The 15,087-nt window shown below is 72.2% G+C and carries 12 protein-coding genes; 6 read left to right on the top strand and 6 right to left on the bottom strand.

The genetic code is table 11. The annotated features are described in order from the left end of the window. Positions 1–23 precede the first annotated feature (23 nt). Both AB0J72_RS04170 and AB0J72_RS04165 read left to right on the top strand, forming a co-directional pair. The gene (locus tag AB0J72_RS04170) at positions 24–2,219 is read left to right on the top strand and encodes an Hsp70 family protein (protein ID WP_363394240.1); all 2,196 of its coding nucleotides are present in this window, start codon (positions 24–26) and stop codon (positions 2,217–2,219) included. Between the two features lie 64 nt (positions 2,220–2,283). Then, positions 2,284–3,906, top strand: a complete 1,623-nt coding sequence (locus tag AB0J72_RS04165) for an acetolactate synthase (RefSeq protein ID WP_363394238.1) — start codon at positions 2,284–2,286, stop codon at positions 3,904–3,906. 657 nt (positions 3,907–4,563) lie between these two features. Here AB0J72_RS04165 and AB0J72_RS04160 read toward each other — a convergent pair. From AB0J72_RS04160 to AB0J72_RS04150, 3 genes are read right to left on the bottom strand one after another with little or no spacing between them, the layout of a single operon-like run. After that, positions 4,564–5,244 (bottom strand): phosphonatase-like hydrolase, encoded by a 681-nt coding sequence (locus AB0J72_RS04160; RefSeq protein WP_363394236.1) that lies wholly within the window; start codon positions 5,242–5,244, stop codon positions 4,564–4,566. Positions 5,245–5,295: 51 nt separating this feature from the next. After that, positions 5,296–6,807 (bottom strand): phospholipase D-like domain-containing protein, encoded by a 1,512-nt coding sequence (locus AB0J72_RS04155; RefSeq protein ID WP_363394234.1) that lies wholly within the window; start codon positions 6,805–6,807, stop codon positions 5,296–5,298. Then, positions 6,804–8,300: a phosphatase PAP2 family protein gene (locus AB0J72_RS04150; protein ID WP_363394232.1), complete on the bottom strand. Its 1,497-nt coding sequence runs from the start codon at positions 8,298–8,300 to the stop codon at positions 6,804–6,806. Before AB0J72_RS04150 ends, AB0J72_RS04155 begins: the two co-directional genes overlap by 4 nt. A gap of 36 nt (positions 8,301–8,336) precedes the next feature. Between AB0J72_RS04150 and AB0J72_RS04145 the strand changes: the two genes are divergently transcribed. Both AB0J72_RS04145 and AB0J72_RS04140 read left to right on the top strand, forming a co-directional pair. Further along, positions 8,337–9,152 carry a DUF1206 domain-containing protein gene (locus tag AB0J72_RS04145; protein WP_363394230.1) on the top strand — a complete coding sequence of 272 codons (816 nt, stop codon included), beginning with the start codon at positions 8,337–8,339 and terminating at the stop codon, positions 9,150–9,152. A 139-nt stretch (positions 9,153–9,291) separates the two neighbouring features. Continuing rightward, entirely contained in the window at positions 9,292–10,248 is a 957-nt protein-coding gene (locus tag AB0J72_RS04140; protein WP_363394228.1) for a diacylglycerol kinase family protein, read from the top strand. On the opposite strand, the gene AB0J72_RS04135 is transcribed toward AB0J72_RS04140, so the two are convergent. The 3 genes from AB0J72_RS04135 to AB0J72_RS04125 are packed head-to-tail and all read right to left on the bottom strand — an operon-like array spanning position 10,226 to position 11,304. Next, positions 10,226–10,582: a PLD nuclease N-terminal domain-containing protein gene (locus AB0J72_RS04135; protein WP_363394226.1), complete on the bottom strand. Its 357-nt coding sequence runs from the start codon at positions 10,580–10,582 to the stop codon at positions 10,226–10,228. The genes AB0J72_RS04140 and AB0J72_RS04135 overlap by 23 nt on opposite strands. A 27-nt stretch (positions 10,583–10,609) precedes the next feature. Next, entirely contained in the window at positions 10,610–10,915 is a 306-nt protein-coding gene (locus AB0J72_RS04130) for a DUF202 domain-containing protein (protein WP_363394224.1), read from the bottom strand. A 23-nt stretch (positions 10,916–10,938) separates the two neighbouring features. Continuing rightward, entirely contained in the window at positions 10,939–11,304 is a 366-nt protein-coding gene (locus tag AB0J72_RS04125; RefSeq protein ID WP_363394222.1) for a DUF202 domain-containing protein, read from the bottom strand. 50 nt (positions 11,305–11,354) lie between these two features. Between AB0J72_RS04125 and AB0J72_RS04120 the strand changes: the two genes are divergently transcribed. Beyond that, positions 11,355–13,880, top strand: a complete 2,526-nt coding sequence (locus tag AB0J72_RS04120) for an FtsX-like permease family protein (RefSeq protein WP_363394220.1) — start codon at positions 11,355–11,357, stop codon at positions 13,878–13,880. A gap of 421 nt (positions 13,881–14,301) precedes the next feature. Beyond that, positions 14,302–15,081, top strand: coding sequence for an electron transfer flavoprotein subunit beta/FixA family protein (locus tag AB0J72_RS04115; RefSeq protein ID WP_363394218.1), 780 nt, complete (start codon positions 14,302–14,304; stop codon positions 15,079–15,081). Positions 15,082–15,087: the final 6 nt, after the last annotated feature.

Below are 15,087 nucleotides of genomic sequence, written 5' to 3'. Positions count from 1 at the left end.
ACCCGGCGCCTAGACTTCGGGGCATGCCAACGCCAGGGATTCGGCTCGGTGTCGACTTCGGCACCTCCAACACCGTCGCCGTGGTGCGGTGGCCGGACGGCCGGTCCCGTGCGCTGCTCTTCGACGGCTCTCCGCTGCTGCCCTCCGCCGTCTATGCCGAGCCCGGCGGCACCGTCATCGTCGGTCGCGACGCGGTGCACAGCGCCCGCCTTGAGCCGGCCCGGTTCGAGCCCAACCCGAAGCGTCGCATCGACGAGGGCACCGTCCTGCTCGGCGACCGGGAGATCCCCGTCAACGAGCTGGTCGCCACCGTCCTGCGGCGCGTCCGCGACGAGTGGACCCGCACGGTCGGCGACGTCGCGTCCGAGGTGACCGTGACCTTCCCGGCGTCGTGGGGCGCCACCCGGCGGCTCGCCGTCTCCGACGCCGCCCAGGCCGCGGGGCTGGGCCGGGTGCGGCTGGTGCCCGAGCCGGTCGCGGCCGCGGCCTACTTCACCCAGGTGCTCGGCAAGGACGTGCCCGTCGGCTCGGTCGTCGTCGTGCACGACTTCGGTGCCGGCACGTTCGACGCCAGCGTCGTCGCCCGCACCCAGGGCGGCTTCGAGGTCCTCGCCGTCGACGGCCGCGACGACATCGGCGGCATCGACGTCGACAACGCGATCGTGGCGCACATCGCCTCCATCTGCGAGCCGCAGGCGCCGCAGGAGTGGCAGCGGCTGATGAGCCCGCAGACGGTCGAGGACCGCCGGGCCCGGCGGCTGCTCTTCGACGACGCGCGGGTGGCGAAGGAGCGGCTGTCGCGCCAGCCCGCCTCGGACCTCACGGTGCCGCTGCTCAACATCGACGTCCACCTCACCCGCGACGAGCTGGAGCGTCTCGCGCAGCCGTTGCTGGAGCAGACGGTCCGCGTCACGCAGGGCGTCATGCGCTGGGCCCAGCTGAGCGAGGGCAGCATCGCGGGCGTGTTCCTGGTCGGCGGGTCCAGCAGGATGCCCCTGGTCGGCACGCTGCTGCACCGGGCGCTGGGCACGGCCCCCGTGGTGATCGAGCAGCCCGAGCTGGTGGTCGCCGAGGGCAGCATGCTGACCGGCTCGACGGAGATCCAGGCGACGGCGGCTCCCGCGCCCGGCCCGGCGACCGGGGTGATCCCGCAGGTGCAGGGCTTCAACTGGCAGCCCTCGGCGCCGACGTCCGGCGGGCCGCAGGTGGGCGCGGGGCAGTTCGGCGCCGCGGGCGGGCCGTCGGGTCCGGGCCAGTTCGGCGCGGCGGGCCTGTCGGGTGCGGCCGGGGCGGGGCAGTTCGGCGCGGCGCGGCCTGCCGGCGGGGTGCCTGGTGGCGGGCAGTCCGGCGCGGGTCAGGGCGGTCCGGGCCAGTTCGGTGGGGTTCAGCCTGGTGGTGGGCAGGGCGGTAGCGGGCAGGGTGGTGCCGGGCAGGGTGGCGGTGGGTTGCAGGGGGCGGACGCGCCGTTGTGGCCTGAGGCGGGGACGTTCGCCACGGAGCCACCGGGGAGCAACGCGCCGATGTCCGGCGTGCCGATGTCGGCGCCGCCTGTTTCGGCGCCGCCCGGTGCCGGCGGTGGTGGGTATCCGGCGTATCCGGCGTCGGCCCCGCCGGGCAACTACGCGGGTGGGCAGGCCACGGGCACGCAGGGCGGCTATGGCGTGCCGGCCTCGGCTCCTCCGGTCAACTACGGGCCGCCGGTGTCCGCGCCCCCGGCCGGCTACGGTCAGCCCGCGTCGGGTCCGCCGGCCAACGCCAACCAGCCGATGTCGGGGCCGCCCGCGACGTATGGGCGCAACCAGCCGTCCTCGGCGCCGCCGGCCAACTACAACCAGCCGATGTCCGGGCCGCCGGCCAACTACGGCGGGCCGCCGGTGTCGGCGCCCCCGAACAGGGCCGGTGGCCAGATCTTCGTGTCCGGGGGCGCGTCGGCCGAGCCCGCGACGCGCTATGACGAATACGGCGGCCCGATCCGCCAGGCCTCCGGCGGTCAGCGCCCGGTGCAGGAGCGGCAGGGGCAGTCACGCCCCACGCCGCGCGACGATCGGCGGCCGCGCCAGCGTGAGCGGCGGGGTCCGTTCGCGCGTGCGATGCTCACCCTGCTGGTGCTCGTGCTGCTGATCGTGACCCCGGTCGTCGCCGGGTATGTCTCCTACTACCTGACCACCGACCACTGGCCGCCGCCGGTCGCCGGGTGGCTCGACCCGAATGTGCGGTGAAGGCTCCGTCGGCGGGCGAAAGTGAGTAACATTCGCGTCGGTCGGAGCTGATCGAGGAGGGTGCATGACGCAGATCGACGGGCACGGAGGGGACCTGGCTCTCGCGGCACTGCGGGGGTTCGGGGTCGAGGAGCTGTTCACGCTCTCCGGTGCGCACGTGTTCCCGCTGTACGACGCAGCCCACAAGACCGGCGTGCGCATCGTCGACGTGCGGCACGAGCAGTCCGCCGTGTTCGCCGCGGAGGCCGTCGCCAAGCTGCAGCGCCGCCCGGGCCTTGCCGTCCTGACCGCCGGCCCCGGCGTCACCAACGGCGTGTCCGGGCTGACCAGCGCGTCGTTCAACGGGGCTCCGGTCGTCGTGATCGGTGGCCGGGCGCCGCAGTTCCGCTGGGGGTCGGGCAGCCTGCAGGAGATGGACCACCTGCCGATCGTCCGCGCGGTCACGAAGCATGCGGAGACCATCTTCGCCACCGACGAGGTCTACGCCCGCATGCAGGCGGCGGCGCTCGCCGCGTTGACCCCGCACCGCGGCCCGGTCTTCGTGGACCTGCCGCTGGAGGTGGTGTTCTCGCAGGCGGACGGCGTCGAGTTGGCGCCCGCGCCGGCGGTACCGACTGAAGAACCGGATCCGGACGAGGTCGCGCGGGCGGTCCAGCTGCTCGCCGCCGCGCAGCGGCCCGTGATCATCGCGGGCTCTGACGTGTGGGCCGGGCACGCGACCGGCGCGCTGCGGGAGGCGGCCGAGGCGCTGCGGATCCCCGTGTTCGCCAACGGCATGGGCCGGGGCACCCTGCCGCCGTCGCACGCGCTGGCGTTCTCGCGGGCACGCAAGGCGGCGTTCGGCGGCGCGGACGTGATCGCCGTCGTCGGCACCCCGCTCGACTTCCGGCTCGGGTTCGGCGACTTCGGCGGCGCGCAGGTCGTGCACGTCACCGACGCGCCGTCGCAGCGGGCCGGGCACGTCACCCCGGCGGCCGCTCCGTCGGGCGACCTGCGCGCGATTCTGGGGGCGTTCGCGGCGCACGGCGGGCCGGTCGCCGACCACGAGGAGTGGATCGAGGCGCTGCGGGCCGCGGAGGACGCCGGCCGGGCCAAGGAGCAGCAGGCCCTGGAGGCGGACACCGATCCGATCAAGCCGAGCCGGGTCTACGGCGAGCTCCGCAAGGTCCTCGCCGACGATGCCGTCACGATCGGCGACGGCGGCGACTTCGTCTCCTACGCGGGCAAGTACCTCGAGCCGTCGCAGCCGGGCACGTGGCTGGACCCGGGGCCGTATGGCTGCCTCGGCACCGGCATGGGCTACGCGATGGGCGCCCGGGTGACGTACCCGGACCGCCAGATCTGCGTCCTGATGGGCGACGGCGCCGCCGGCTTCTCGCTGATGGACGTCGAGTCGCTGGTCCGCCAGCAGCTGCCCGTCGTGATCGTGGTCGGCAACAACGGCATCTGGGGCCTGGAGAAGCACCCGATGCGCAACATCTACGGCTACGACGTCGCCGCCGACCTGCAGCCCGGCCTCCGCTACGACGACGTGGTCAAGGCCCTCGGCGGCGCCGGCGAGACCGTCGAGAAGCCGGCCGACCTCGCGGGCGCCTTCGAGCGGGCGTTCGCCTCAGGAGTGCCGTACCTGGTCAACGTCCTCACCGACCCGGAGGACGCCTACCCCCGCTCGTCCAACCTCGCCTAGCGCCGGTCTCATGATCCGGAAGACCTTGTGCAGTCATAGGTGCACAAGGTCTTCCGGATCACGTGATGCGGCCGTTCAATCGGCACAGTTCTCATGATCCGGAAGAGATTGTGTTGCTCTGGCGGCAATTAGTCTTCCGGATCACGGGTTTGGGAGCGTCGATCAGCGTCGCGGCAGTGTGGTCTCGGCCTGGCTGCGGGTGTCGCGGTCTGCCGTTCTCATGATCCGGTAGACCTTGTGTAGTCATAGGTGCACAAGCTCTTCCGGATCATGTGATGCGGGCGTTGGTCGGCGCAGTTCTCGTGATCCGGAAGAGTTTTTGTTGCTCTGGCGGCAATAAGTCTTCCGGATCACGGGTTTGGAGGCGTCGATCGGCGCTGCGGCGGTGTGGTCTCGGCCGGGCGGCCGGTTGCGGTGCGCCGTGCCGGCGGCGCGAGCTGCTTCGCGTTCCTGGACGTGTGTCGGCCTTGTTCGTGCTGCGGGGGTCGCGGTCTGCCGTTCTCGTGATCCGGAAGGCATTGTGCAGTCAGAGGTGCACAACCTCTTCCGGATCATGTGGGGCGGGCGTTGGCCGGTGCAGTTCTCGTGATCCGGAAGAGTTTTTGTTGCTCTGGCGGCAATAAGTCTTCCGGATCATGGAGAGTGGGGCAGTGGTGGTTACTCCAGGCCTAGGAGGCGGGGGAGGGAGCCGATCGAGCCGATCACCTCGTCCGCGCCGGAGGACTGGAGGGCCTGGCGGTCGCCGGCGCCGGTGAGGACGCCCACGAGGAGGCCGGCGCCGGCGCGGCGGCCGGCGATGAGGTCGAGCGGGGTGTCGCCGACGACGAGCATGCGGCGGACGTCCTCGACGCCGAGCTTCAGGGCGGCGACCAGCATGAAGTCTGGGAAGGGGCGGCCGCGGCCGGCGTCGGCGGGGGAGAGGACCAGGTCGACCTGGCCCCACCAGCCCAGGGCGTCCATGATGGCTTCCTGGGTGGCGCGGGCGAAGCCGGTGGTCAGGGCGACCTTGATCCCCGCCGTGCGGAGCGTCTTGATGGCCTCCAGCGCGCCGGGGATGGGCAGCACGGCGCCTTCGTCGACGAGCAGGCCGTAGGCCTCCTCGAAGGTCTCGTTGGCGGCCTGGGCGCGCCTCTCGTCACCGTCGAGGAGCAGGCGGAAGACCTCGATGCGGCTCTGGCCCATCGTCTTGCGGACGACGGCGAGCATCCGCTCGTGCTGCAGGGTGCCGGGGGCCACGCCCTCGCCCGCGAAGGCGACCGTGAAGGCCTGCTCGACCAGGCCGTCGTCCCGCACCGTCGTCCCCGCCATGTCGATGCAGGCGAGCTGCCACGCTGTCATCGCGCAATATGAGCATGCCGACAAGACGGCTTGGTGAACGGCGCAAAACGCTCAGAAGGCACCGTCCCGGCGCAGCTGCCGTGGCCTGCCATCCGGGTCGTGGATGGTGTTGTACACCACACGCGCCCAGGTGGCGGTACGGCGCGGAACCGTGGGCGGGCGGTAGGGCAACAGCCTCCCGGGTGGACGAGGACCGATCCGGCCGCTGTCGTGCCACGCCTGCAGCGCCTTCGCCGAGGCGTCGAAGACCTCCTCGATCGGGCCCTCGGGCAGCTCGTCGAGCTCCAGGTGCTCCCGGCACAGCCGTTCGCGCAGGTCCCGGGCATAGCTGCCGGCGGGGTCGAGGACCGCGCAGGTCAGCTCCGAGTCGTGGGTCCAGGAGCGCAGCGACACGTTGTCGGAGCCGGTGGTGGCCCAGGTGTCGTCCACGACGCAGACCTTGGCGTGCACGTAGATGGGGGTGCCGGCGGCGTTCTCCGGGCTGAAGACGTGCAGCCGGTCGCCGCCCGCCTCGCGGAGCATGGCGAGGGCGCGCTCCCGGCCGTACAGCTGCGGCATGCTGCCGAGTTTGTCGGGCCGGTCGGGATGGCGCGGGACGACGGCGATCAGGTGCAGCTCCGGGTGCTCCCGCAGTGCGTCGGCGAAGCAGCTGGCGACCTTCGGCGACCAGAGGTACTGGTCCTCCAGGTAGATCAGCCGCCGCGCGCGCCGGACCGCCTTGCCGTAGCCGCGCGCGACGCTGAACTCGCCTTCGGGGGCGAACGGGTAGCCGCCGCGCCGGTAGGGGTACGTCCGGAGCAGCTGCACGCTCAGTGGGCCGGCCGGCGGCGGGTCGGGAAGCTGCGGCGGCAGCCGGTCGGGGTCCAGGTTCTCGTCCTCGACCTTGCCCTGGAGCCAGTGCAGCGGGTTGCGCGACAGCGCCGACGGGTCCTCCCAGCGTTCCCGGAACGTGGCCTCGACCTGGCCGACCACCGGGCCGCGCAGCTCCAGCTGCACGTCGTGCCACGGTGGGCGCTTGCCGTACTTCGGGGTGATCTCGACCGCCTGCGGGTCGCCCTCGTGGGACTGGGTGTCGCGGCGGCCATGACAGAGGTCGATGCCGCCGACGTACGCGCGGTCCAGCTCCGGCCGGCCGGGGTGGCGCAGGACGACCAGCTTCTGGTGGTGCGAGCCGCCGACGAGGACCCGCATGTCGCGCAGGCACTCGCCGCCGGCCGCCTCGATCTTCCGGGCGAAGCGCCGGTTCTCCGCCGCGCTGAACTGCAGCGCGTTCCAGTGCGAGCGCCAGATGAGCCCCTTGACGCGCACGCCGCGGCGGGCGGCGTCGCACAGCACGTCGCCGATCGACGGGCCGTTCCTGGTGACCCTCTGGCTGACGTCGCCGCGCCAGTCGGTGAACAGCAGCAGGTCGCCGCGCTCCATCCGTTCGATCGCGGTGTACAGCTCGGCGAAGTACGCCTTGCCGTCGATCAGCGGCCGGACGGCGTTGCCGTCGGTCCACGCTGTGATTCTGGTGTGCGGGTTGCCCCGCTCCTCCTCCGTGAGGAACCAGTCCGACTTCATCGTGACGCACCCGCCGCCTTGGAGACGGAGGCGCCGGAAGCGGGTGGATCGGATCGAGTTGGTGGAGCGTCCTGTAAGTCGCCGCCCGGCTCCGCCAGGTCCTCCTCGCACGGCTGCTCGGCGAGGTCGCAGTTGGGCGTGACCAGCCAGTACATCGCCGAAAGCCACAGCGCTGCCAGCAGGATGCTGCCGACGATGTCGGTCGGGTGGTGCATTCCGCGGTACATGCGAGAAACGGCGACCCACAGCGGCATCGCGACCGCCAGCACCGGCAGCACCCACCGCCACCAGGCGCGGGTCCGCGGGAAGACCAGCAGGGCCGCGGTCGCCCAGATCATGATCGTGGCGGCGACGTGCCCGGACGGGAAGCTCGACGTCGGCATCGGCCCGTCCATGTTCTCCACGTCGGGCCGGGCCCGGCCGACGATCGCGGCGCTGGCCAGGAACAGGCTCAGCTCGCCGAACATGACCGCCACCAGGAAGATCACCGGCCGCCAGCGGCGGATCGCGGCGAGGGACACGGCGCCGATGACGAGGCCGATCGCGAGGATCGCGTGGGTGTTGCCGACCTCGCTGCCGACGATCGACACGTGGCCGAGGACGTCGCTGCGGTGCGCGGCGAACCAGTGCGGGATCGTCGAGTCCCACAGGACGTTGCCGTTGCCGTCGCGGTACCGCGCGAGGGGCAGACCGAGCGCGACGAGCGTGCCGAACGTGAAGACCCAGGCGACGGCGCCCAGGGCGAGGGTCCGCGCGGTGCCCGGGCGGTGCACGTGCGGCTCCGTGGGGCGCAGGTCGTCGGCGGCCTCCGGCTCCAGGCCCTCCTCGAGCGGCTCGGTGACCCGCAGGCCCTCGTGGTGCCGGATCAGCTCGAACGCGGTGGCGCACAGCCCGAGCCAGGCGATGCCCAGCGACCAGCCGCCGATCACGTCGGACAGGAAGTGCACGCCGAGCGCCAGCCGGCTGAACCCGACGAGCGCGACGACGAAGCCCACCACGATGACCGCCGGCCTGCGCCAGCGGGGCCGCAGCGCCGGCAGGAACACCAGCAGCAGCGCCGTGTAGCAGATCAGCGAGTTGAGCGAGTGGCCGCTGGGGAAGCTGTTGCCGCCGCCGTGCGCGACGGGCTGCTCGACGACCGGCCGCAGCCGGCCGACGGCCAGCTTCAGCGTCGGGTCGAGGATGAGCCCGCCGACGGTGGTCGCCACCAGGAACGCGGCAAGCTTGTACTGCTTGCGGACCAGCACGAGCGTCGTGCCGATCGCGACCAGCCAGGCCATCACGCCGAAGCTGCCGATCCTGCTGATGCCGCCCATGAGCGTCACCAGGAAGTCACTCGGGGCGACGGCCTCGTTGAGGCTCTCGGCGACGCCGCGGTCGACCGACTCCAGTGGCACCCAGCGCACGCGCACGGCGATGATCAGGAGGCTGAACAGCAGCGCGGCGGCACCGAAGCCGGCCATGCGCCAAAGAGCGGATCTCTGCGTCCTCACGTTTGCCAACATGCCCAGTCGGGGGAGAACGAGAACATGACCCCCGCCGATACAGCACACCGCGCCACGCAGAGTGACCTGTTCAAGAATTTGACCAAGGTCGGTTTCGTCGGATACGGCCTGCTGCACCTCGCGCTCGCCTGGGTGGCGGCACAGATCGCGTTCGGCGAGGCGGGGCAGGAGGGCGACCAGTCCGGCGCCTTCCAGAAGCTCGCGGAGCAGCCGTTCGGCAAGCTGCTGCTGTGGTTCGTGCTCATCTGCCTGGTCGCGCTCGCGCTCTGGCAGGTCGCCCTCGCGATCTGGGGTCACCGCGACGTGCAGGGCAAGGAGCGCGTCTGGGAGCGGGTCGCCTCGGCAGGGCGGGTCGTGATCTACGCCGCCCTCGCGTGGACCGCCGGCAAGGTCATCACCGGCGCGCCGTCGTCCAGCGCCAACCAGCAGCAGCAGTTCACCGCCGGGATCATGGCGAAGCCCGCCGGGGTCTGGCTGGTGGGGCTGATCGGGCTGGGTGTGCTCGCCTTCGGTGCCGGGATGCTGTGGTACGGGTGGAAGCGCAAGTTCGCGCGGAAGCTGAACTTCGGCGCGGCGAACCCGAAGACCCGCAAGACGGCGACCAGGGCGGGCCAGGTCGGCTACATCGCCAAGGGGGTCGCGTTCGGCATCGTGGGCGTCCTGCTGCTCCAGGCCGCGATCACCAACGATCCCGCCAAGTCCCGCGGGCTCGACGCGGCGCTGCACACCCTCGTCGCCCAGCCGTTCGGCAAGTTCCTCCTGCTCGCCGTCGCGGTCGGCGTCGCGGCGTTCGGGGTGTACTGCTTCTTCCAGGCACGCTTCCGCAAGGTGGGTACGTGAGCGGCCAGCGAAGCGGCTCGGGCCGCTCACCGGCATGGCAGGTGTGGCTCAGGCCGGCGCCGGAGCGCAGCGGAGGCGGTGGCGTGAGCGGCCAGCGAAGCGGCTCGGGCCGACGCCGGAGCGTGGCGGAGGTGGAGGCGTGACCAGCAGCGCGGTCATCGTCAACCCGTCGAAGGTCGTCGACCTGGACGAGAGGCGCAGGGAGATCTGCGACCTGCTCGGCGCGGCGGGCTGGCCGGAGCCGCTGTGGCTCACCACCACCCCCGAGGACCCCGGCTGCGGGATGGCGGTCCAGGCGGTGGAGGCCGGCGTCGACGTGGTGTTCGTCTGCGGGGGTGACGGCACCGTGATGGCGGTCGCGTCGGTGCTCGCCGGCACGGACGTCGCCCTGGCGCTCGTCCCGTCCGGCACCGGCAACCTGCTCGCCACCAACCTGGGCATCACCCGCGACGTGCGGGCCGCGGTCGAGGTCGCGATCCACGGCGACCGGCGCCGCATCGACGTCGGCATCGTGGACGGCGCCGACACCAGCACCGGTCACCCCGGCACGTTCACCGTCATGGCGGGCATGGGCTTCGACGCGGAGATGCTCGACGCCACCCCCGACACCGCGAAGCGCCGCTTCGGCTGGCTGGCGTACGTCGCGGCGGGCGCCCGGAGGCTGAGCCGCAAGCGGGTCCTGATGCGGATCCGGCTGGACGGCGGCCGCTGGATCCGCCGCCGGGCCCGCAGCGTGCTCGTCGCCAACGTGGGCCGCCTGCAGGGCGGGATCCCGCTGCGGCCGGACGACGGCTGGCTCGACGTGGCGATCCTGACCCCGCGCGACCTCACCGACTGGATCCTGCTCGGCTGGGGCGTGGTCATGCGCCGGGGCGGGACCCGGCAGCTGGAGACCTTCCGGGCGCGGAAGGTCGAGGTGCACACCGGCCAGGACCAGGCCCGCGAGCTGGACGGCGACGTGGTCGCGCCGGCCCGCGTGCTGGTGGCCCGGATCGCACCCGCCGCGCTGACGCTGTGCGTACCGAGGACGCCCACGCCGCCGGAGTCGCCGGCAGCACCGGAAGCGGCGCGGGTTACTCCTCCTCGCGGCGCTTGAGGTCTTCCTCCCAGCGGCGCAGGAGCTCGGCGTCGTTGCGGGCCCGGGTGGTGTCGATGTTGCGGAGGAAGTCGGGGTCGTCGTCGGGGGCGACGGGCCTCGACGGCCGGCGGCGGGTCCCGCCCGCGGCGGCGACGCCGGCGTGCTGTTCGGTCGTGAAGGGTCGGCCCGCGAAGAACCAGGCGATCACGCCCACGACGGGCAGCAGCAGGATGGCGAGACACCAGACGGTCTTGGGTAGTCCCCGGACGTCGTCACGGTCCGTGGACAGACAGTCGATCAACGCGACCAGCGTCGCGACGAGAACGATGAGAAAGGGCAGCGCACGTCCCATTTCGCCATCATGACGCAGTGGGGCGCCCTATGACACCAGCAAGAGGGTGCCCGTCAGGCTGTACAGGAGGATGAGCGTGACGACGAGGGGCAGCGTGCGGCGCACAGGGCGGGTGAGCCGGGCGATTCTCATCCTGATCAGGTGAATCGCGACGGCCCAGGTGAGGCCGACGGCGGCGACCGCGGCGAGGGCGACCGGCCGGGGTGCCTCGATCACGGCGAACCTCGCCAGAAGCAGCGCCACGGCGGTGAAGGACACGGTCGTGCGGCGCCACGAGAGCATGGTGCGCTCCAGCTGCGCGCCCGGCGGCCCGTCGTCCGAGGGCTGCACCATGTGCGGGCCGTCGCCGGAGGACGTCACAGGAACGTCGCCACCAGCAGCGCGACCGCCCCCACCGCGACGATCAGCGCCAGGATGCCGGGGAAGCGCGACGGTGGCAGCGCCTCACCCAGCCGCATCGCCCGTTCGCTGCGGGCCCAGTGGTCGACCGCGCGGACCGCGACCAGCCCGCCGAGTGCGAAGAGCGACACCGCGATGACGATCCGCAGCCGGTGCCCGGGCAGGAACTGCGCGACCGCCAGCCCGCCGCCGACCAGCGCGAGCGCCGTGCGCAGCCAGGCCAGGAACGTGCGCTCGTTGGCCAGGGAGAACCGGTAGTCGGGTGTGGTGCCGACCGAGCGCACCTCGTCGGGGTCGAACCAGCGCCGGATGAGTGCCCACATCGACACCATTGTCAGACTCCCCTCAGCTGCTCTGGGTACAGTCGCGGCCGATGCTTCGAACAACTCTCGCCGGGCTCCGGGCGCACAAGCTCCGGCTGCTGCTGACCGCCACGGCCATCATGATCGGTGTCGGCTTCCTCGCCGGCACCCTGGTCTATGGCGATACGGCCAAGGCCGCCTTCTACGACGATCTCGCGCGCGCCGCGAAGCACGTCGACGCGTCCGTGGGCTCGTCCGGGTTCAGCGAGTCGGGGCAGCGCTTCGAGACCGGCATCGTCGAGGAGGTCAAGGCCGTGCCCGGCGTCGCGCACGCCGACGGCAGGATGGCCGAGCGGCTGCCCATGCTCGACCGGAACGGCCGGCTGATCTCCTACCTGGGCCGGATCGGCTGGGCGCTGTCGACCCCCGGCGACGAGCACCTGTCGATGTACGACGTCGGCACCGGCCGGCAGCCGCAGCGCCCCGGCGAGATCGCGGTCGACGACACCACCGCGGAGATCTACGGCTTCAAGGTCGGCGAGCAGGTGTCGGTGGTCGGCCTCGACCAGAAGCCGGTCGCGCTGACCCTCGTCGGCATCATGGATCTCGGCGCCAACAAGCGCTTCGCGGGCTTCACCGTCGCCGCGCTCACCCCGGCGGACATGCGCACGCTGACCGGCGCCGACGGCTACGCGCAGGTCGTGGTGTCCGCGCAGCCCGGCGTGTCGCAGGCCGAGCTGGCCGGCCGCCTGGAGTCGGCCCTCGGCGGCCGGGCCTGGGTGATGACGGGTGCGCAGATGCGCGCCGAGTACGCCGTGGCCGCCGCCAAGTACGTCGACGGCTTCCTGATCGTGATCTTCGGCTTCGGGTTGATCGCGCTCGCCGTCTCCGTGTTCGTCATCTACAACACGTTCGCGATCCTGGTCGCGCAGCGGATCCGGGAGCTGGCGCTGCTGCGCTGCGTCGGCGCGTCCAGGCGGCAGCTGTTCGGCTCGGTGATCCTGGAGGCGGTGGTCGTCGGCGTCGTCGCCTCCCTCGGCGGCCTGCTGGTGAGCACCGTCGTGGGTGAGGGGCTGCTCATCGGGCGCAACACCGTCGGCAGCGGGGTCCGCGTCGACCGGCTGATCGTCACGCCCACCACCGTGCTGGTCGGGGTCTTCGCCGGCACGCTCTTCACGGTGATCGCGTCGCTGCTGCCGGCCGCGACCGCGAGCCGCATCCCGCCGATCGCGGCGCTGCGCACCACCGCCCTGGCCGAGGTCGCGCCCGGTCGGCGGCTGCTGCGGATCGTCCTGGCCGGGGTGCCCGCGGCCGGCGGTGCGCTGCTGATGCTCGCCGGCACGAGGGTGCCGGGGTTCAGCGGCGTGCCCATCGTGTTCCTGGGCGCCATCTTCGTGTTCACCGGCATCGTGATCGCGGCGCCGCTGATCGTGTCGCGGCTGACGGCGTGGGCGGGCTGGGTGCCGGCGAAGGTGTTCGGCGCCGCCGGCCGGCTCGCGGTCACCAACGCCCTGCGCAACCCGAAGCGGGTCGCGGCCACCACGAGCGCCCTCATGGTCGGCCTGGCGCTGATGAGCGTCTTCAGCGTGCTGCTGGCGACCGCGCGGGCGCAGGCCGAGCAGGAGCTCGACGAGAACTTCGCGGTCGACTACATCATCAGCGGCGTCTACACGCCCAACGGGCAGAGCCGCAAGGTGCCCCTGGCCGTGACGACGACCCTGCGCTCGCACCGCGAGCTGGCCGCGGTCGCCGCGTCCCGCAGCCGCGAGGGCGACGTCGGCGGCCGGTTCACCCAGATCTGGACGATGGAGCCCGGCGCCCTCGACACCGTCCTGCGCCCCGAGATCACCGCGGGCTCGGCCGGCGCGCTCAAGCCCGGCACGGTCGCGCTCAACCGGTTCTTCGCCGACGAGATCGGCGCCCGCGTCGGCTCCTCCGTGCAGGTCCGCACCCTCACGTTGACCGTCGCCGCACTGTACGACGACGCGCCGACCGACGGGCAGGCGCTGCTGGACTGGAGCGACTACGCGACCGTGTTCGGCGCCGGCGACCCCGACCAGGTGCTGGTCAAGGCCGCTGAGGGGGTCGCGCCGGTCGACTCGCGGGCGGCGGTCGACGCGGCGCTGAAGGAGGCGCCGCTCACCCAGGTCAGCAGCCAGGCCGAGTGGCGGGCCCGGATCACCGGCACGCTCGACGAGCAGCTCGGCGTGTTCTCCGCGCTGCTGGGCATGTCGATCGTGATCGGCCTGACGGGCATCGCCAACACCCTCGCCCTGTCGGTGCTGGAGCGGACCCGGGAGTCGGCCCTGCTGCGGGCGCTCGGGCTGTCCCGCGGCCAGCTGCGCGGGATGCTGGTGCTCGAGGCGATGCTCATGGCCTTCGTCGGCGCGGTGGTCGGCGTCGGGTTCGGCGTGCTGGTCGGCGTGGCCGCGTCGGTGGGGCTGATCCGCCAGTTCGGCCACGGGCACCCCGTCGTGCCGTACGGCCAGCTGCTGCTCTACGTCGTCATCGCCGCGGCCGCCGGTGCGGTCGCCGCGCTGCTGCCCGCCCGGCGGGCGGCGCGCACCGAGGTCGCCGCGGTCATGGTCGACGACTGAAGCCGCGTGAGCGGGCGGCGGCAGAGGAAGGCGCAGGCCGAGAGCTGGTCGGCGGGCTAGACCGGCATGTGCCAGAGCGCGCGGATGGTTTCGGTCACGCAGCGTTCGCGGGGGTGACCGCACGTGCACCAATGCTCGTTCGGTGGCGCGCAGCGACGGTGTGTGACCTTTTCCGCAGCGTGCTGGGCGACCGCCGCGGAGAGCTCACGCGCCGGCTCGACAAGTGCGGTGTTCTGTGACATTTCACCCACCCCCCGATTCAGGGTGAGTGCTCCGGTGACACTTTTCACGACACTTTCGAACCTACTCTTGAGTAACGTACGAGAGGCGAACCTGTTCGCGACCAGGATGAGCCGTAACGTGGGGCGCAAGTCGGCCGCGATGGCGCGGTGACTGTCAAGCAGGAGGACCTCGGACCACGATGAAGATCGTCGTACTCGTCAAGCAGGTGCCGGACTCCGGCGCGGACCGCAACCTGCGCAGTGACGACAACACCGTCGACCGCGCGTCGGCCAGCAACGTGATCAACGAGATGGACGAATACGCCATCGAGGAGGCGCTGAGCCTCCAGGAGGCGCACGGCGGCGAGGTGGTCGTCCTGACCGTCGGCCCCGACCGTGCCACGGAGTCGATCCGCAAGGCCCTGTCGATGGGCCCGGACTCCGCCGTCCACGTCGTCGACGACGCGCTGCACGGCTCGTGTGCCGTCGCCACCTCGAAGGTGCTCGCCGCCGCCATCGCGCAGCAGCAGGCCGACCTGGTCATCTGCGGCGCCGAGTCGACCGACGGCCGCGTGCAGGTCATGCCGCACATGATCGCCGAGCGGCTCGGGATCGCGGCGCTGACCGGTGCCCGCAAGCTCACCGTCGAGGGCTCCTCGGTCACCATCGAGCGGCAGACCGACGAGGGCTACGAGGTCGTCACCGCTTCCACCCCCGCCCTGGTCAGCGTGTGGGACACGATCAACGACCCGCGCTACCCGTCGTTCAAGGGCATCATGGCGGCCAAGAAGAAGCCGCTGCAGACCCTGTCGCTGGGCGACCTGGGCATCGCCGCGAGCGAGGTCGGCTTCGAGGGCGCGACCAGCGCCGTCGTCGAGCACAGCAAGCGCCCGCCCCGCCAGGCCGGCAACAAGATCGACGCGGGTGACGACGGCGGCAGCAAGCTCGTCGAGTACCTGGCCTCCGAGAAGTTCGTCTAAGGGAGT

Origin of the sequence: Dactylosporangium sp. NPDC049742 (genome assembly GCF_040674675.1) — a bacterium.
GTDB lineage: Bacteria > Actinomycetota > Actinomycetes > Mycobacteriales > Micromonosporaceae > Dactylosporangium > Dactylosporangium maewongense.
The sequence above is the reverse complement of the archived record's forward strand: the minus strand, read 5'-3'. Positions and strand labels throughout refer to the sequence as shown.